This is a genomic window from Corallococcus sp. EGB, from assembly GCF_019968905.1.
Classification (GTDB): Bacteria; Myxococcota; Myxococcia; order Myxococcales; family Myxococcaceae; genus Corallococcus.
The window spans coordinates 6090826-6108494 of record NZ_CP079946.1; the positions used below are offsets into that span (position 1 = coordinate 6090826).

12 protein-coding genes are annotated in these 17669 nt (G+C 69.9%); 6 read left to right on the plus strand and 6 right to left on the minus strand.

Features of this window, described 5'->3' with window-relative positions:
* Positions 1-48 precede the first annotated feature (48 nt).
* On the minus strand, positions 49-3003 hold the full coding sequence (locus tag KYK13_RS25000) for a choice-of-anchor D domain-containing protein (RefSeq protein ID WP_223634235.1): 2955 nt from the start codon (positions 3001-3003) through the stop codon (positions 49-51).
* Between the two features lie 210 nt (positions 3004-3213).
* Complete coding sequence (locus KYK13_RS25005; RefSeq protein WP_223634237.1) at positions 3214-3867, minus strand: phosphatidylcholine/phosphatidylserine synthase; 654 nt, start codon at positions 3865-3867, stop codon at positions 3214-3216.
* A 139-nt stretch (positions 3868-4006) separates the two neighbouring features.
* On the opposite strand from KYK13_RS25005, the gene KYK13_RS25010 reads away from it, so the two are divergent.
* On the plus strand, positions 4007-6598 hold the full coding sequence (locus tag KYK13_RS25010) for an acylase (RefSeq protein WP_223634239.1): 2592 nt from the start codon (positions 4007-4009) through the stop codon (positions 6596-6598).
* 371 nt (positions 6599-6969) lie between these two features.
* Entirely contained in the window at positions 6970-7419 is a 450-nt protein-coding gene (locus tag KYK13_RS25015; RefSeq protein ID WP_223634242.1) for a DofA protein, read from the plus strand.
* Positions 7420-7483: 64 nt separating this feature from the next.
* Here KYK13_RS25015 and KYK13_RS25020 read toward each other — a convergent pair whose 3' ends face one another.
* A complete protein-coding gene (locus KYK13_RS25020; protein ID WP_223634244.1) occupies positions 7484-8317 on the minus strand; it encodes a ThiF family adenylyltransferase in 834 nt (277 codons plus the stop codon).
* 12 nt (positions 8318-8329) lie between these two features.
* Positions 8330-9046 (minus strand): class I SAM-dependent methyltransferase, encoded by a 717-nt coding sequence (locus KYK13_RS25025; protein WP_223634247.1) that lies wholly within the window; start codon positions 9044-9046, stop codon positions 8330-8332.
* A 414-nt stretch (positions 9047-9460) separates the two neighbouring features.
* On the opposite strand from KYK13_RS25025, the gene KYK13_RS25030 reads away from it, so the two are divergent.
* Positions 9461-10849 (plus strand): hypothetical protein, encoded by a 1389-nt coding sequence (locus tag KYK13_RS25030; protein WP_223634250.1) that lies wholly within the window; start codon positions 9461-9463, stop codon positions 10847-10849.
* Between the two features lie 27 nt (positions 10850-10876).
* Here KYK13_RS25030 and KYK13_RS25035 read toward each other — a convergent pair whose 3' ends face one another.
* A complete protein-coding gene (locus tag KYK13_RS25035; protein WP_223634253.1) occupies positions 10877-12670 on the minus strand; it encodes a sigma 54-interacting transcriptional regulator in 1794 nt (597 codons plus the stop codon).
* Positions 12671-13292: 622 nt separating this feature from the next.
* On the opposite strand from KYK13_RS25035, the gene KYK13_RS25040 reads away from it, so the two are divergent.
* Positions 13293-14513, plus strand: a complete 1221-nt coding sequence (locus KYK13_RS25040; protein WP_223634256.1) for a heparin lyase I family protein — start codon at positions 13293-13295, stop codon at positions 14511-14513.
* A gap of 88 nt (positions 14514-14601) precedes the next feature.
* Positions 14602-15174, plus strand: a complete 573-nt coding sequence (locus KYK13_RS25045; RefSeq protein ID WP_223634258.1) for a hypothetical protein — start codon at positions 14602-14604, stop codon at positions 15172-15174.
* Between the two features lie 12 nt (positions 15175-15186).
* On the opposite strand, the gene tesB is transcribed toward KYK13_RS25045, so the two are convergent.
* A complete protein-coding gene (tesB, locus tag KYK13_RS25050; protein ID WP_223634260.1) occupies positions 15187-16056 on the minus strand; it encodes an acyl-CoA thioesterase II in 870 nt (289 codons plus the stop codon).
* 101 nt (positions 16057-16157) lie between these two features.
* Here tesB and KYK13_RS25055 point away from each other — a divergent pair, with 101 nt between their 5' ends.
* Entirely contained in the window at positions 16158-17660 is a 1503-nt protein-coding gene (locus KYK13_RS25055; protein WP_223634262.1) for a glycosyltransferase family 39 protein, read from the plus strand.
* The last annotated feature ends 9 nt before the right edge of the window (positions 17661-17669 follow it).

The window sequence follows — 17669 nt, forward strand, 5'->3', positions numbered from 1 at the left end:
CCGGATGGCCGGCCCGTCACGCGCGCCACACCCCCACCTCCGCACCGTTCAGTCGTTGGCGCAGGCGCGGCGGTAGGTGATGGACACCTTGGAGCCCGGCGGCGGCACCACGGAGAAGACCACGCTGTTGGTGGCCGCGTCGTAGGTCCACCCGCGGGGGGTGGCGGTGCCGTTGACGGTCACCACCAGGGTGCCCGCGTCGGGCTCTTCGCTCAGCGGGAAGCGGTCCTGCGCGCTGAACGCCTTGTTGGCCACCTGGCGCAGGAGCGGCGCATAGTCCGGCGCGCAGACGTTGAGCACCTCGCCGCCCGTCTGCGCCACCGCGTCCGCATACCGGGTGCCGGTGCCGCCCGCCGTGGCGCAGGCCGTCTTGGTGGGCGCGATGGCGAAGAACGTGGCCCGCTGCGGCTGGTTCTCCCCCTTGCGCTGCTGCGCCCACTGCACGTACGTGGCGACCGCGTCCGGCGAGTGGTCATCCTCGTCGCCCACGAACACCACCACCAGCGCCGCGGAGTCGCGCAGGAAGCCCGCGTTGCCGTCGTTGGGCAGCGGCGTGCGCGGATCATCCACGTTGTTCACCAGCGGCGGGGTGAGCGCGCGGCGCATCGCCTCGAAGCCCTGCTCCACCTGGGCGCACTGGCCCACCTGCACGTTCTGCTGGAGCAGCTGCGTCACGTTGGGCGTGTTCAGCGTGAGGATGCGCTGGCGGCTGTTGTCCGCCGGGAAGAAGCGGCCGGCCTCGCCCCCCAGCGCGCCGCCCGGGCACGCGCCGGACACCGCGGAGATGCCCGTCGTCGTCACCGCCATGTTCACGTCCACCGCCTTGTTGCGCGCGGCGTCCACGAACGCGGGGATGGCGGACACGAGCTTCGGGTGCTCCTCCACCATGGACGCCGTGTTGTCCACGACGAAGAGCACGTCCACCTTGCTCACGTCCTGCTGCACGAAGTTGTCCGTCTTCTCCGTCTTCGTCGACGACTCACCGATGAGCGGCACCATCAGCGGGATGGGCAGGTCGCTGGAGTCCACGAAGAGCGGCGACAGGTTCATGCCCGTCACCTGCGCCAGGTAGTCCACGCCCACCGTGAAGGACTCGCCCGGCTGGAGCTGGAACGCGGGCGGCGCCGGGTGATCCAGCAGCTCGAACTCCGAATCCGTGGTGCCCGGCCCGATGAAGACGTTGGACACCGTCACGGGCATGGTGCACGCGTTGAGGTAGTTCACCTCCCGCGGCGCCGGGCGGCAGTCCTTGCGGCCCAGGCCGAAGTCCAGGTACCAGGGCGACGCCACCAGACACGTCTGCTGCGAGTTCGCCAGCAGCGGCACCTGCCGCACCGGCATCGCCGGGTTGTACTGCTCCACCTGCAGCTCACCCGCGAAGCTGCCCCCGGTGAAGGGCGCCTGGAAGGCCACCTGGAAGCTGAACCAGTCCCCCGGGTAGACGATGCCGCCGAAGAGCTCGCCGCCCGGCATCTTGAAGACGCCGCCGCCGTTGTTGGCCACGCGGATGTTCTTCACGGGGCACAGGTCCGCGCCCTTGTTCTCCAGCTTCACGCCCAGGACCGCGCCGCGGCCCGGGGGAATGGTGCCGAAGTCCACCAGCTCCGGGGTGACGGTCAGCTCACACGGCGCATGCGCCTTCGCGCTGCCGAAGAAGTCCAATTGCACCGTGGCCGCGGAGAACGCGCTCGTGGTCATCACCAGCGCGCCGGACGCGCTGCCCTCGCGCATGGGCTCGTAGAAGATCTCCAGGTTCAGCTCGCCGTTGGCTGGCAGCGTGAACGGCAGGGCCACCGGCTTGTGGTTGAACTGGAGCTGGGCACCGCCAGCGTCCGGCGTCCACTCCAGCGTGTTGATGGTCAGCGGTCCCGCGTTGTCCGTGCCGCAGTTCTTCACGTTCACCACCACGCGCACCTTGGAGCCCAGCGGCTGCTCGCCGAAGTCGTGCATCATCGGAGACACGCACAGCTCGGACGCGCCGCCGAAGCCGCGCAGCGGCACGGGCAGCGTGGGGTGGCGCTTGCTCACCACGGTGTAGACGGCGCGGTCCATGGCCGGGCCCATGTGGCCGGGGCTGTAGCGGATCTCAAAGGCGCGCACCTCGCCCGGCTGGAGCACCAGCGGCAGCCCCGTGTTGTTCTGGCTGAAGGACACGTCCGTGCCGTCCAGCATGAGCGACGTCACCGTCACCGGCTCCGTGCTGATGTTGCGCAGGCTGGAGGCCTTCACCGCGTCGCGGTCCACCGGCACCGCGCCGAAGTCCACCACCTCCGGCTCCGCCACCACCGCGCGCTCCAGCGCCTCCGCCTTCACCTCCACCGGCACGTCCGCGCACCCGACGCAGGGCGAGATGGCCAACGCAATCTGCTTTCTGCCCACCCGCACCGGGTTGAAGGTGAGGGGCAACTCCACGCGCTCGCCCGGGTTCACCGTCACCGGCGCCGCGACGAACTCGTCCTTGTCCGCGCCCACCAGCTTGGGCGTCACCATCACCGGGAGCTCGGTGGGGTTGTCCAGCGTCACGCCCAGCGTCTTGGTGGAGTCCGCCTCGATGCGGCCGAAGTCCAGCGCGCGCGGCGTCACCCGGGCCCACGCGTCCACCCCCGAGCCGTTGAGCGGGATGCGCATCAACGGCTCGACGCGCGTGTCCGAGCGCACCACCAGCATCGCGGGCAGCCCGCCCTGCGCGAGCGGCGCGAAGCGCACCTTCAGCGTGCACTCGCTGCCCGGCACCAGGCTGTGCGGACCTTCGTGGGTGAACTCCGCCTGGTAGGCGCCCTCCGGCCCCTCCACCCAGGCTTCGTCCACCGTGATGCGCGCGCGGCCCACGTTGCGCAGCGTCACCGTGGATTCTCGGGCGTCGAAGACGGCGACCCGCGCGAAGTCGATGCCGCCCGGCGTCGCCGTCAGCCGGCCGTCCGCCACCGAGGAACGATCCCGGTCCGCGCACCCCGACAGCAGCCCCACCACCACCAACCCCAGCAGGCCCCAGCGCACTGTCATGATGGCACCCACTCTTCCCTCCCGCCTCGCCCAGAAACCTTGAAGCCGCGGTAGCGGCCACACCATCCAGGTGTGGCCCTCGCGGATCAGGTGGCGAAGCTAGGCACCCACCCCGGGACTGCCAACCGCCTCATCGTGGGAAGAACAGGGGAACTGCCCTCCAGAACGTCCACTGGATGGCACGTTCCGGCCCCATGACAGTGGAAGACTTCAGAGTTTTGGAATCCGCAACGTCTTGCTGATCATCGCGCTACCGGATGCCACGTAGAGCAGCGCCAGCGGATGCAGTTGGAGCGGTCCCAGGTTCCACACCCCGCCCCACAGCGCGTCGCCAATGCGGTCGTGCCAGGTGGCCGCCGCGAGCACCATCACCAGCACCAGGCTGGTGGGGATGGGCGTGCCCTCGAAGTACTTCACCTTGCCGGTGCCGTCGGACAGCTCCGCGGAGGTGACGTTGAAGCGCGCCAGGCGGCTGATGCCGCACGCGACGAAGTAGAGCAGCGCCGCCACGTCCAGGTTGCCGCGCAGGCCCACCGCGAACGCGAGCGCCGCGGGCGCCATCCCAAAGGAGATGACGTCCGCCAGCGAGTCCAGGTCCGCGCCCAGCGGCGACTTGCGGAAGCGCCACCGCGCGATGCGGCCGTCCGCCACGTCCATCACCAGCGCCACCGGCATCAGGCAGAACGCCACCCACAGCCAGCGCGTGTTGCCCGTGGCCAGCGACTGCATGGCCGCGAGGATGGCACCCGCTCCGGCGAAGCCGTTGCCGAGCGTGACGAAGTCCGCCAGCACGAAGGTGCGAATCATGGAGAAGTGGCGGCGCGGGCGGCGGGCCGCGGGCGGCGACGAGGGCTCGGGCGTCATGGCCCCCGTGTAACACACGCCATCTTTCCGGCTTTCCCAAACCCACGACGCAGCGCATCCCGCGCGCGCACCTGGGTGGAAAAGTCAAATCCCAGAAACATTGACCAGCGAATCGCCACCTTCCTAGTCTCCGGCCGCCATGCCCGAGCACATCCCCGATACACTTCCTCCGCGCGGAGGGTTCCGTTCTGTCCGGACCCGCCGTCTTTCCTACTCCCTCCTCGCATCCCTGGCGCTCGTCGCGGCCAGCACCGGATGTGACGACGACAAAGAGAACGTCGATCCCAATCCGCCCCCGGCGGCCCCGAAGTACACGGCGAAGATCAAGCGCACGTCCTACGGCATTCCGCACATCACCGCGGACAACTACGGCAGCCTGGGCTTCGGCCAGGGTTACGCCTTCGCGCAGGACCACGTCTGCACCCTGGCGGATCAGATCCTCAAGGTGCGCGGCGAGCGTGCGCGCTTCCTGGGCCAGGGCCCGGGCAACCAGTACGTGGGCAGCGACCTGGCGTACCTGGCCATGGACCTGATGGGGCGCGCGCAGACGGCCTTCCCCACCCTGTCCCAGGAGATGCAGGACATGGTCACCGGCTATGCGGCCGGCTACAACAAGTACCTGGAGGACACGCCCCCGGAGGCCCGTCCCGCCGAGTGCGCCAACGCCGCCTGGGTGCGCCCCATCACCCCCGTGGACCTGCTGGCGTACAACACGGACCTGACGCTGCTGGCCGGCATCAACGCGCTGGCGCTCACCATCCCCTCGGCCCAGCCGCCCACCGTGAGCGCGCAGTCCGTGGACCCGAAGCAGGCCGCGCTGCGCCCGCAGATGCCGTCGCTGGAGCAGCTGAACAAGCTGAAGACGTCTGACTTCGGCAGCAACGGCTGGGCCATTGGCCGTGAGCGTTCGGAGAACGGCAAGGGCATGGTGATGGCCAACCCGCACTTCCCCTGGGAGGGCGAGCTGCGCCTGTGGGAGAGCCAGCTGACCGTGCCGGGCCAGATGAACGTCTACGGCGTGGGCCTCATGGGCGTGCCGGCGGTGCTCATCGGCTTCAATGAGAACCTGGGCTGGACGCACACGTTCTCCGCCGGCCAGCGCGCGACCATCTACCAGCTGCAGCTCGTGCCCGGAAAGCCGACCGTCTACAAGTACGGCAACGAAGAGCGCCAGATGACCTCCAAGACCTTCACCATCCTGGTGAAGCTGTCCGAGGGCTCTGTGACGAACTACACGCAGACGGTCTGGTTCAGCCACTACGGCCCGATGATCGCCTTCCCGGACTCGGCCGCCCCGGCGGGCTTCCCCCCGGGAACGCTGGGCTGGAACAGCCAGACGGCGCTCACGCTGCGTGACGCGAACATCGACAACACCAAGTTCCTGGACCAGTTCCACGGCATGAACAAGGCCAAGACGCTGGCCGAGTTCAAGAACGTCTACGCCACCGAGCAGGGCCTGCCCTGGGTGAACACCATGTTCGCCGACAAGGAAGGCAACACCTGGTACACGGACGCCACGCCCACGCCCAACCTCACCAAGGACGCGTACACGAAGTGGGCCACCGAGGCGACCACGCCCGCCCTGAACATCACCTACGGCATCTACAACGCCCTGGGCTTCGTGGTGCTCAACGGCAGCGACCCGGCCAATGAGTGGCAGACGGACACGCAGGCGACGGCGCGCACGCCGGGCCTGGTGCCCTTCGCGAAGGTGCCGCAGCTGGACCGCACCGACTTCGTCTTCAACGCGAACGACAGCTACTGGCTGGCCAACCCCGCCAAGCCGCTCACCGGCTTCTCCCCGCTGCACGGCTTCGAGGGCGTCCCCCAGTCGCCGCGCACGCGCATGAACGCCAAGGTCCTCACGGAGGTCAGCGCGACGGGTGCCTCCGGCGCGGACGGCAAGTTCAGCTTCGACGAGCTGAAGACGGCCGTGTTCAGCAACCGCAGCTCCCTGGAGGAGCTGCTGCGCGCGTCGCTCGTGGAGCGCTGCGCGGGCAAGACGACGGTCACCTACAAGGACACCTCCGGCAAGGAGAACCTGGTGGACATCAGCCAGGCCTGCGCGCTGTTGACGGCCTGGAACGGCCGCTACGACGTGGACCAGAAGGGCGCGTTCGTCTTCCGTGAGTTCCTGGGCGCCTACACCTATGCGCAGCTCACGACGAAGGGCCCGCTGTTCGACGTGCAGTTCAACCCGGCCGACCCGCTCGCCACGCCCAACACCCTGACGCCGGCCCCGGCCACGGGCGACGACCCGGTGCTCGTGAAGCTGGCGCAGGCCGTCTACACCATCAACCGCTCCGGCAACGCGCTGGACAAGACGCTGGGCCAGGTGCAGTTCACCACCCGCGCGGGCACGCCCATCCCCCTGCACGGCGGCATGAGCCGCGAGGGCACCACCAACGTGATGTCCTTCGGCGCCTCGCGCACCACGGTGTTCGACTTCGCCCAGCCCCACACGGCCACGTACAACTCCGCCACCCTGCTGGCGAAGGAGGGCTACCCCATCAACAACGGCAGCTCGTTCGTCATGGCGCTCCAGTTCACCGACGCGGGCCCCAACGCCAACGCGGTGCTGACCTACAGCGAGTCCGGCGACCCGAAGTCCCCGCACTACGCGGACCAGACCCGGCTGTACTCCCAGAAGCAGTGGCGGCCCATCCTGTTCACGGACGCGCAGATCGCCGGCGACCCGAACCTGAAGGAGACCACCGTCTCCGGCGGGTAATCCCTTCCGCCTGAAGGCCTGAAGCCACCCGAAGGCCCCGGGAGCCACCGCGCTCCCGGGGCCTTCTTGCTTTCACGGGGACCCGCCCTTGAAACTTGTCACATGGAACGGAATTCACAGACAGGGGTGGCTGCCCTGGCGTCTGGGTTCAAAATCCTCCAGCGGACATCCAAGGGGACCTGAGAGGCGAGTACACAGTCCGTGACGCCGTCAGTGCTGTCCGGATGTGTCGTCTCAGCAATGTCAGCCTCCGGGGCTAGTTTCTTGACCGCGGCTGAAGAGCAGGATGTCCCCCAGGCCTAGGGGAGAACGCCCGGATGCGTTGTGGCCGGGACGGCCGCTGGGTCCGACACGAAGGAGTCGCGAACGCCATGGCACTTCCGGTCTACAAGACAGACGTCATCGACAAGGTGTTCTTCCTGCGCTGGGACGCTCCGCCGACGGCGGATGAGATTCAGCAGGTGTTCCAGAAAATGCAGACGGCCTACCAGCAAGCGCAGCAGCCCCTGGTGCTGGTGACCATTGCTGGAGCGAAGTCCGCGGTCCCCAACAGCGAGCAGCGGCGGCACCTGTCCAACATGCTGTCGGACGCGCGGGCGCTGTTCTCGGAGATCCACGTCATCATCGAAGGCAACGAACTGCAGCACAACCTCCAGCGCGTCATCGTGTCGGGGATGCTCATCGTCACGCGCACCTACGACGACCAGTTCATCCGCGTGCACAAGAACGCGGACGGGCCGGCGGGCTTCATCGCCCGGCGCCTGGGCGTGGATGGGACGCAGTTGATGAACGAAGCGCGGTCACGCGGTGTGGTGATGTAGTCTCCGGGGGATTCGGGGGCCCATCCATGGGCCCCCGGCCCCGGAGAAGCGCGCGGGCCTCCGTTCAGCCCCGGGCGCCCTGCCCCACCGGCCGGGCCGGAAGGGCGGCCCCCACGGAGCCGCGCACGTAGCGGTGGTCGAACAGGTCCACGTAGAGGTACTCGGGCCAGGACACCATCGCGCGAGCCCCCAGCATCACGCCTCGCATGATTTCACTCACCATCAGCCCCGCGGCGGTGGTGGCGCCAATCACACACGTGGGCGCGTGGCCCTTTCCCTGGTAGCAGGCATCCATGTACTCCTGGAGCATGTAGCTGCCCAGGTGCGGGATGATCTTCGGCAGGTCGATGCGGCCGTCCGGGAGGATGAAGAGCTCCTCGTAGAGCGGCGCGTCCGGCTGGAAGACATGCAGCGCGGCGCCAAAGCCGAGCATGAGGCCGGTCATGATGGGGATGCCCATCTGGCGGCACGTCTGGTGGAGTGACTCCTTGGCGCGGGCGCCCGCGATGTCGATGACCTCCACCACGTAGTCCACCTGCGGCAGGCCGCCCTGGCCCTGGAGCACCTGGGCCACGTTGGCGTCGGTGATGCCCTCCCTCACCTTGTGCACGCGCAGGTCCGGGTGGATGTCCCGGCACATGCGCTCCACCACGTCCACCTTGTACTGGCCCAGGGTGCTCTCGAAGCAGCCCACCTGCCGGTTGACGTTGTGGCGTTCGTAGACGTCGAAGTCCGCGAGCGTCAGGCAGCCGAAGCCCAGGCGCGCCAGGTCCACGGCGCACTGGCCTCCGGCGCCGCCCACGCCGGCGACGAGCACGTGGGTGGTGGCGAGCCTGTCCATGGTCTGCGGGTGGAGGACGCCCAGGTTGCGCTGGAAGCGGGGGTTCACTTTCGTCATGGAGGGGCCTCCCTACTTGCGCATGCAGACGTAGAAGTTCTCGCCGTAGTAGTCGTCGCCGTCGGCCACCAGCACCTCGCTGAAGCCCGCCTTCTCCAGGAGCTTCACGGCCTGGTCCGTGTCCAGGAAGGTGACCATCTCGTTGGGGTCCGTGGTGAGCCGCTGGGCGCAGGTGCGGTGGTGGCTCACCGCGCGCTGGAGCTCTTGCGTCCACCGGCCCTGCGCCTCCCACTCCTGGATGGAGTTGCGCAGCACCAGCTCCAGGTTGGGCCGGGGGCGCTTGTTGCTCGTCATGCACAGCACGCCGCCGGGCTTCAGGTGCGTCCAGGCCTCGCGCAGCACGGCCTCCGGGTCGCGCACGTAGAAGAGGACGTTGTTCATCACCACCGCGTCCGCGGCCCCCTCCACCTCCAGCGGGAACGACGTCACGTCCCCGGGCAGGATCGTCCAGCGGGCGCGCACCGCCTCCGGCTCCGAGTCCCGCCGGCGCATCGCCAGCGCGAGCATGGCCTCGTTGTTGTCGAAGCCGACCACGCGCTGGCCCCGGCGCACCATCGGCTCGCTCACGAGCCCCGTGCCGCACCCCGCGTCGATGACGTAGGCCCGCTCCCGGGTGTCTCGGAGGATCTTGTCACGCTGCCGCTGGTAGCACGGCAGCTCGGGGATCATCTGATCATAGCTGTGCGCGAAGTCATTCCAGATGTTGTCGACGAAGACGGTCTCGGGCATGGGTCCTCCCCCTCGATGGGGAGTCAGGGTGAGAACAGGTGTTGTCTCCCGTCCCGCGGCCCCCCGGCGATTGCCCCACCGTCTTCCCCTACCATCCAGGACTTGCCTGTCCCAGATGGATGTGTTGGGTTGAATACACAGACATGCCCTGCCGGGCCGGCGCGGCGGTCCAGCCAGTCCCGCGGCCCTGGGTCATTCGTGGTGCGCATGTCCCAGCGTTGAAGCATCGCGGGGAGCCGCGTCTGTTCACTTGGAGAAGGCCAGGCACGTTGCCCGGCGGCCTTCACCCGTGAAGCTTGCCCTCGGGGGCAGGTCCAATGAAATCAATGACTTGGCCCCTGGCGCGGAAGGTGCTCCTGGGGCTGTCCGCACCGGGGGCCTGCGTGGGGGACCCTCGGGCATGTGGAGGACGGTATGCGTAGGACGATGGGCTTGTGGGTGACGCTGGCATTGCTCCTGGCGCTGCGCGCGAATCCGGGGGACGCGCACGAGGCCGCGCTTCAGGTGGATCCGTGGGTGCGCTCGCTGGTGTCCGCGGGCGTGGCCGCGTCCAGCACGAAGCGCGAGGCGCTGGGCGGCGGGCTGGCGCACTACACCTGGAAGGTGCGGGTGGGGCCGGACAGGTACGACGCCATCACCGTGCACCGCGTGGTGCGCGAGTCGTCCCCGTGGGTTCCGGCGCGGACGCGCCGGGCGGTGTTCATGGTGCACGGGGACCTGTGGGGCTTCGTGCCCGCGTTCCTCACCCGCACCTCCGTGACGATGATGCCGGAGGACCGCTCGCTGGCGGCGTTCCTCGCGAGCGAGGACGTGGACGTGTGGGGCCTGGACCTGCGCTGGGTGGCCGTGCCGGAGGCGGAGACGGACTTCGCGTTCATGGCGGACTGGACCCTGGGGACGCACGTGAAGGACGTGGGCACGGGGCTGGCGCTGGCGGACGTGGTGCGGCGGGCGTCCGGCAGCGGCGGCAATGAGCGGATGTTCCTCCTGGGCTGGAGCCGGGGGGCGACCATCGGCTACGCGTACCTGGACGCGGAGTCGCAGCGCCCGCGCGGCCAGCGCCGGGTGGACGGCTTCGTGCCCATGGACATGGTGCTGCGCTTCGCGCCGGAGGCGAAGCAGCAGCGCGAGTGGGCATGTCAGCGCTACCTGCTCCTGCAGATGGACCGCGACGCGGGCCGCACGGAAGGGGGCCTGCTGGGGCCCGGCGCGGGGCTTCCCCTGCGGCTGCTGGGGATGCTGGCCGCCCAGCATCCCGAACAGGCCCCCTCCCCGCTCCTCGTGCCGCCGTCGCTCGCGACGCTGCCGGCGCTCACCAACCGGAGGCTCGCCATCATCGCCGCCGGAAAGACCGAGACCCTGTTCGAGGCGTTCAACCTCAAGGCGTTGACGCCGGACTACCACCTGACCGCCACCATCCCGGACGCCGCGGGCGTGCCTGACAAGACGGCCTTCACCCCGGAGCCCCTCCTGTTCGGCTACTTCCAGCAGGCGGCGCCCTACCAGAGCCTCAACGAGGTGGTGGAGACGGAGAAGCAGCTGTGCGGCCTGGACGTGCCCTATGACGACCACCTGAAGGACGTGAAGGTGCCGGTGCTGTACGTGGGCGCGGCGGGCGGCGTGGGCAGCTACGGGGAGTACTCCCTGCGCCTGCTGGGCAGCACGGACGTCACCCGCCTCATCGTGCGCAACCGCCCGGAGGGGCAGCGCGCGCTGGACGTGGGGCACGCGGACCTGTTCCTCGCCCGGGACGCGCGCGTGCGCGTGTGGCAGCCCATGCTCCAGTGGTTGGAGGCGCACTGAAGGGCGCGCGTGGAGGGCGGTGGGGGGCTACTCCGCCTTCCACAGCCCGTGGCGCCGGGCCCGGCGGCCCAGCGTCACGGGGTCCATGCCCAGGGCCACGGCGGCGCGGCGCAGGACGCCGCCATGGCGCTCCAGGGCCTCGCGGATGAGGTCGCGCTCCACCTGCTGGAGCCGGGCCCTCAGCGAGCCATCCCCCAGGAGGTCCGCGCGGGGCACGGTGTTGTTGACGAGCGCGGGCGGCAGGAGGCGCCGGGTGAGCATCTCCCCGGGCCGCGACAGGAGCACCGCGCGCTCCACCACGTTGCGCAACTCGCGCACGTTTCCCGGCCAGCCGTAGCCGTGCAGCACCTCGTCCGCGTCCGGGGCCACGCCCGTGGCGGAGCGCTTGAGGGTGCGGTTGAACTGCTCCACGAAGGCCCGGGCCAGCTCCGGGATGTCCTCCGGGCGCTCGCGCAGGGGCGGGATGTCGATGGTGAAGCTGTTGAGCCGGTAGAAGAGGTCCGCGCGGAAGCGGCCGGCGCGCACCTCCTCGCCCAGGTCCCGGTTGCTCGCGGCCACCACGCGCACGTCCACGTGGCGCACCTGGGTGCCGCCCACCGGGCGGATGTCGCCCGTCTCCAGCACGCGCAAGAGCTTCGCCTGGAGGTTGGGCGTGGTGTTTTCAATCTCGTCCAGGAAGATGGTGCCGCCGTTGGCCAGCACGAAGAGGCCCGGGTGGTCCGACACCGCGCCGGTGAAGGCCCCCTTCACGTGGCCGAACAGCTCGCTCTCCAGCAGCGTCTCCGTGAGCGCGCCGCAGTCCTGCACGACGAGCGGCAGGTCTCCGCGGCCGGAGAGCCGGTGGAGGATGCGCGCCAGCACCTCCTTGCCGGTGCCCGTCTCGCCCTGCAGCAGCACCGCCACCCGGTGGGGCGCGACGAGGCGCACCATCTCCATCACCCGCTGCATGGGCGGGCTGCGAAAGCCCACGTCCTCGCCGTGGCGGCCCACCCCCACCACCGGTGACTGGGCCAGCGCGCGCTCGCGCAGGAGGTTGCGCTCCAGCTCCAGCGCCATGCGCCACTGCTCCGTGCGAAAGCCGTGCTCGCGCCCCGCCTGGAGCACCGCCTCGCGCACGGCGTCCGCGTCCGCCCACGGCCCCAGCGCCCGGTAGATGCGGCCGGTGTTGAACAGGGCCACCAGCCGCTCCGGGGCCGCGGGGGCGCAGTAGACGATGCGCGGGGCCAGGTCGCTGGGCGGCCCCGCCCCCGTGGGGTCCACCTCCGTGCGCCGCTCGGCCAGGGACTCCACCAGCGCGAGCGCCCGCGACTCGTCCTCGCCGCACACCAGGAGTGCCGCCATGTCACCGCGAGACAACAGCGCGTGCACGTCCTCCGCGGTGGGGGCGAAGTGCGGCGAGGCCACGCCGTCCAGGGCCTGACGCACCGCGCGTGTCTCCTCGTCCGTGGCGAAGGCGACCACCACCTGCAGGTGCGCCGTGGCCAGGTAGCGCGCCAGCTTCACGCCGTCCGCCGCGTCGAAGGCGCCGAAGCTCACCCCCAGCGCCGCCACGGTGCCGCCGCCGCCCGCGGTGTCGTGGCGCCAGCGCACCACGCCGTGCACCCGCACGTGGGCGCCCGTGTCCGGCAGCGAGAACGCCATCTCCACCGGCTCGTTCTCGTGCGGGCCCTCTGAAGGCCGGCGCGGCGTGGCGATGAGCCCGATACCTGTCTCGCTGATGTTCACGGACCAGCAGCCATGCAGCGCCGGCTGGGTCACGACCTTCACGTACAGCGGCTTGCGCTCGCTCCGGACGACCTGCGCGGACACGGGGCGCGACATGGGGTGCGTCACTCGACCGGCCTCATGGCCGCCGCGCGGCGGGCTTGCTGACAATCCACGGACATTTCGGAGCGGGTTTCTGCCTGATTCTCCCGTCATCGCAAGTCGGCGGCAAAGGGGGTGTCCCCCGGGCACGTCACAACTGGACACGGGTCCAGAATGCCCTGCCCCCAACGCGGCGGCCCCTCCCCCCACACCGCACCACAGCCGCGGGCGCGAAACATCCGTGCTCCGGCGGTACGCGTCCCACGCGACGGGCTGTATCGCCCCTGCCGGAGTGTTGAAGGATTCCACCCAGGCCGTCTGAAATTGATGTCTGTCTTTCCAATTCGAGCCTGCCCGGCATGCAGGCGGGTTCAACGTCGCTTGTGTTCGAAATAGAACTTCGCTATTCGGATTATCACCTTGGAGCACGGCAGCCATTTCGAAGCTGCCGGATGGAGCACGCGAACACACCTCACGTTGTCTTTCTCCTCCCGTCGACACGGCCCTGTCGAACAGGTCCGGGAGCACGAGAGGGGATTGCCCCGCCGTAAAGCCAGACATCCCCCGGCCATGTTCCTGTCTCCTGTCGTTGGAGCATGGCATTTCACTGCCTGTCCTTTCCCCCTGGGCCACCCCCTTGATGAAAACACTCCTCCTGGTTGAAACGTTGTGCGTCCTTGGCGCTGTCGGTTGCGGCGCTCCGGATGGTTCCCTTCCGGTCGATGATCGCCAGCCGTCGCTCGAGACGTCCGGCGAGGACCTCACCACCTCCAACTGCACGCAGCTCACCCCCGCCAGCGTGAAGGCCAGCGGCGACGACGGCACGGGCAGTATCGCGACGAACACGCTGGATGATCAGCTCACCACCCGCTGGAGCAGCCTGGGCAAGGGCCAGTGGATTGACTACGACCTGGGCGCCACGAAGAGCGTGGGCGCGATGTCGGTGGCCTGGCACGAGGGCAACACGCGGGTGAACACCTTCACCATCTCCGTGTCGCCGGACGGCATTACCTACACGCAGGTGTACAGCGGCAAGAGCAAGGGCAGCACCACCGCCGCGGAGACCTACACCTTCACGCCGGTGAACACGCGCCGGGTGCGCCTCACGGTGCAGGGCAACACCCTCAATGACTGGGCCAGCGTCGCTGAGGCGCGCCCCTGCGCCGGCACGACGACCTCCCCCACCCCGGGCGGCATCGTGTGGCGGGGCGACTTCGAGTCCGGCAGCCGCGGCCAGTGGGACGGCACGGAGATGGTGTCCGCGGACCGGCTCCAGGTCGTCTCGTCGCCGGTGCGCGAGGGCGGCTACGCCCTCAAGGCCACTGTGCGGCAGGGCGATGACCCCATCAACGCCAGTGGCAACCGCAACGAGCTCGTCAAGATGACGAAGGAGGCGGCGGGCTCCGAGTACTGGTACCGCTGGAGCACCCGCTTCGCGCCGGACTTCCCCAGCGTGAAGACGTGGCAGCTCTTCACCCAGTGGCACCATGACGGCTGCTGCGGCTCTCCGCCGGTGGAGTTCTACGTCTACGGCGAGGAGATGCGGCTCAACATCGGCGGGTCGCCGGGCACCATCGTCTGGAGGACGCCGCTCGTGCGCAACACGTGGCACGACTTCATCTTCCACGTGAAGTGGTCCCCCAACGCGAGCGTGGGCTTCGTGGAGCTGTACTACGACGGCAACCTGGTGCTGCCCAAGCGCAACATCGCGACGCAGTTCTCCGGGATGCGCAACTACCTGAAGATTGGCCTGTACCGGAATGACACCGTCGCGCCGGTGGGCGTCGTCTACCACGACGGCTGGGTGATGGGCCGGACGCTGGCGGACGTGCTGGACGCCAACTACAAGCTGAAGTGAGAGACGCGGTGTGCGTGCCCCGGTAGTCGCCGGGGCACGCCCCGGGCTAGGCTTTCCGTCCGTTGCTGTCACGGAGGAGCCGTCCCCCATGCGTCTGTGCGCCGCGTTGACCGCGCTGTCCCTGCTGGCGTCCTGCACCACCACCTATGCCATCCCCAAGCCGGAGCTGGCGCGGCTGGATGGCTTCCGGGACGACAACGCGGCCCTGATGCGGGAGATGGGCGACGTGATGCTCAACCGCCCCACCGAGCGCAAACGCACGGTGTGGGACGTGGAGGGCCAGCCGCACCAGTTCTCCTCCGACACACCGCTGGCGCTGGCGCGCGTCTCCGCCCAGGCGGAAGCCGAGTACCAGCGCTTCATCGCGGTGGGCGTGGACGGCGAGCGCTTCCGGGGCGTGCCGCTGGAGGGCTCCACCTCCAACACCTCGGCGCCCGCGGTCGTGGTGCCCCTGTCGGAGGTGGACCACGCCCAGCTGCGCGAGTTCAGCCTGGGCAAGACGCTCATCCTCACGGGGAGCATCGGCGCGGCGGTCATCGGGTCGCTGGTGGTGGTGAGCATGTTCTTCAAGGAAACCACCGGCTCGGACCCGGACGACCGCGGCGGCATCATCGACCTGGGAGGCCCCCGGCCCCGGGCGGAGCCGGGCGTTTCGTTCTGACGGCGCGTCCCGTCAGCGCGCGTCCGCGCGCTGGCGCAGGAGGCCCTCCTGGGCCACGGAGGCGACGAGCCGTCCGTCGCGGGTGAAGACGTGCCCGCGCGCCAGGCCCCGGGCGTTGCCGGCCCAGGGGCTCTCAATGGTGTAGAGCAGCCAGTCGTTGACCTTCAGGTCGCCGTGGAACCACAGCGCGTGATCCAGGCTGGCCATCTGGAAGCCCGGCTTGAGGAACGTCAGCGCGTGCGGCTGGAGCGCGGTGCCCAGCAGGTTGAAGTCGCTGGCGTACGCGAGCACGTAGCGGTGCACCTGGGGCTCGTCCGGCATGGCGCCGTCGGCGCGGAACCAGACGTGCTTCACGGGCGGCTCGGCGGCGGGCTCGAAGGGGTCCACGTACGTGACGGGGCGCATCTCAATGGGCTTGGCGGAGAGGAACTTCTCCCGGTGCCGCTCCGACATCCGGCCCGCGTGGCGCCCCAACAGCTCCAGGTCCGTGGGCAGCGACTCCGGCGGCGGCACGTCCGGCATGGTGGCCTGGTGCGTGAAGCCCGGCTCCTCCCCCTGGAAGGACGCCATCAGCGTGAAGATGGGCTGCCCCTTCTGGATGGCCACCACGCGGCGGGTGGTGAAGCTGCCGCCGTCGCGCACGCGGTCCACGGTGTAGACGACGGGCAGGCTCGCGTCCCCGGGGCGCAGGAAGTAGCCGTGCAGCGAGTGCACCGCGCGCGGCGCCTCCACCGTCTGGCTGGCGGCGGACACGGACTGCCCCAGCACCTGCCCTCCGAAGAGCTGCCGGAAGCCCAGGTCCTGGCTGGCGCCACGGAACAGGTTCTCCTCGATGGGCTCCAGCTTCAGGAGCCCCAACAGCTCGTCCAGCACCCGGCTCATGCACGTCCTCCCGTTTTGACGCACCCCGTCCATATCCCAGCCCCGGGCCGGTGCGCGCGGGCCAATGTAGAGTGCGGCGCCTTTCTTCCCGGGAGGAGCCCATGGCCCCGCTTTCCCTGCCAGACGCCATCCGGCGGCACCCGGTGGCCTGGAGCATGGCGGCCACGTTCGCGGCCAGCCTGCTGTTGCGCGGGCTGTACCTGGCGGCGGCGCCGGACCGGGACTGGCCCTTCTCCGTCTTCTTCGCGGGCGACGCGCGGTTCTTCCACACCGCCGCGGTGGACCTGGCCCGCGGCCGAGCGGGCCCCGCCGCCCTGCCCTACCACCCGCCCCTGTTCCCGGCGCTGCTGGGGCTGCTGTACCGCGTCCTGGGGGAGCCCAGGGGCAGCGCGCTGCCGTACAAGCTGGCGCTCGCCTGCGTGGGCGCGGCCACGGTGGCCCTCTGTCAGGGCTTCTGGCGGCGCCTGTTGGGGACGGCGTGGAGCCTGGTGGCGGCGGGCCTGTACGCCGCGAGCTTCGGGTGGCTGGTGCTCTCCACCACGTACAGCAATGAAACCCTGTCCGCGCTGTGGCTGTGTTTGACCTGTGCGCTGGTGTTGCGCATGGCGGGTGGGGCGCCGTCATGGCCGGCGGTGTTGTCATTGGGCGCGGTGATGGGCCTGGGCACCCTCACCCGCGCGGAGCACCTAGCGCTGTGGCCGTTCCTCCTTGTGTATGCGTGGACCGCGCGCGAGCGCGCCGGACCCTGGAGGCCCCAGGCCCTGCGCTGGGGCGCGGCTGTGGGCGTGTCACTGCTGGTGCTCGTGCCCTCCGCGCTGCGCAACCTGGACACGATGCGCGAACTGAACGCGCGGGCGCCGCACCTGGAGCCCCTGCCGGAGTGGGTGCCCGTCACGGTGTACGGGCCGCTCAACTTCGCCATGGCGAACCACCCGGGCGCCACCGGGGGCTTCACCCCGGCGTTGATCAACCAGGGCGGCAGCAATGGCCAGTTGGACCCGTCCCGCCCCGAGCACCGGCGGCTCCTGCTGCACGGCTACGCGGAAGGGCTGCGCTGGATGGTGGACGCGCCCGGCGACGCGGCCCGGCTCCTGGGGACGAAGCTGGACCTGTGGCTGGACGGCCTGCGCCTGGGCCTCGGCGTGTCGGACGTGCCCGGCGGCCTCACCGGCGAGCGCGCCCCGGTGGACGTGTTCGTCCCCGACGCGGGGTGGCTCAAGTGGCCGCTCGCGGCGCTGCTCATCGCCGGGATGCTGCTGTCGCTCAGGCCCGCGCACGCGCCCTTCCGGCTGCTGTCGCTGGGGGTGCTGCACCGGGTGCTCGTGACGCTGGCCTTCTTCGGCTACGCGCGCGGACTGCTCGTCATCTTCCCCGCGCTCCTGCCGCTGCTGGTGCTGCCCCTCAAGGTCCTGGGGGAACGCCACGCGGCCGTGGCCCGGAGGCTGCCCGTGCTCGCCGGGGTGCTGCTGTGCTTCGTCTGGGTGGAGGCCGCGCTCGTCGCCACGCGCGAGCCGCCCCGCCGCTTCATGGCCAGCGGCACCACCGACGCCCTCCATGGCAAGCTCATCCAGGACGACCGCGTCCGGCTCTGGCCCCAGCCCTGAGCAGGGTGT

Bases quoted from the DNA above. Each gene is read 5' to 3' on its own strand.
- KYK13_RS25000 (WP_223634235.1), bottom strand. From the start codon at position 3,003: ATGACAGTGCGCTGGGGCCTGCTGGGGTTGGTGGTGGTGGGGCTGCTG.
- KYK13_RS25005 (WP_223634237.1), bottom strand. From the start codon at position 3,867: ATGACGCCCGAGCCCTCGTCGCCGCCCGCGGCCCGCCGCCCGCGCCGC.
- KYK13_RS25010 (WP_223634239.1), top strand. From the start codon at position 4,007: ATGCCCGAGCACATCCCCGATACACTTCCTCCGCGCGGAGGGTTCCGT.
- KYK13_RS25015 (WP_223634242.1), top strand. From the start codon at position 6,970: ATGGCACTTCCGGTCTACAAGACAGACGTCATCGACAAGGTGTTCTTC.
- KYK13_RS25020 (WP_223634244.1), bottom strand. From the start codon at position 8,317: ATGACGAAAGTGAACCCCCGCTTCCAGCGCAACCTGGGCGTCCTCCAC.
- KYK13_RS25025 (WP_223634247.1), bottom strand. From the start codon at position 9,046: ATGCCCGAGACCGTCTTCGTCGACAACATCTGGAATGACTTCGCGCAC.
- KYK13_RS25030 (WP_223634250.1), top strand. From the start codon at position 9,461: ATGCGTAGGACGATGGGCTTGTGGGTGACGCTGGCATTGCTCCTGGCG.
- KYK13_RS25035 (WP_223634253.1), bottom strand. From the start codon at position 12,670: ATGTCGCGCCCCGTGTCCGCGCAGGTCGTCCGGAGCGAGCGCAAGCCG.
- KYK13_RS25045 (WP_223634258.1), top strand. From the start codon at position 14,602: ATGCGTCTGTGCGCCGCGTTGACCGCGCTGTCCCTGCTGGCGTCCTGC.
- tesB (WP_223634260.1), bottom strand. From the start codon at position 16,056: ATGAGCCGGGTGCTGGACGAGCTGTTGGGGCTCCTGAAGCTGGAGCCC.
- KYK13_RS25055 (WP_223634262.1), top strand. From the start codon at position 16,158: ATGGCCCCGCTTTCCCTGCCAGACGCCATCCGGCGGCACCCGGTGGCC.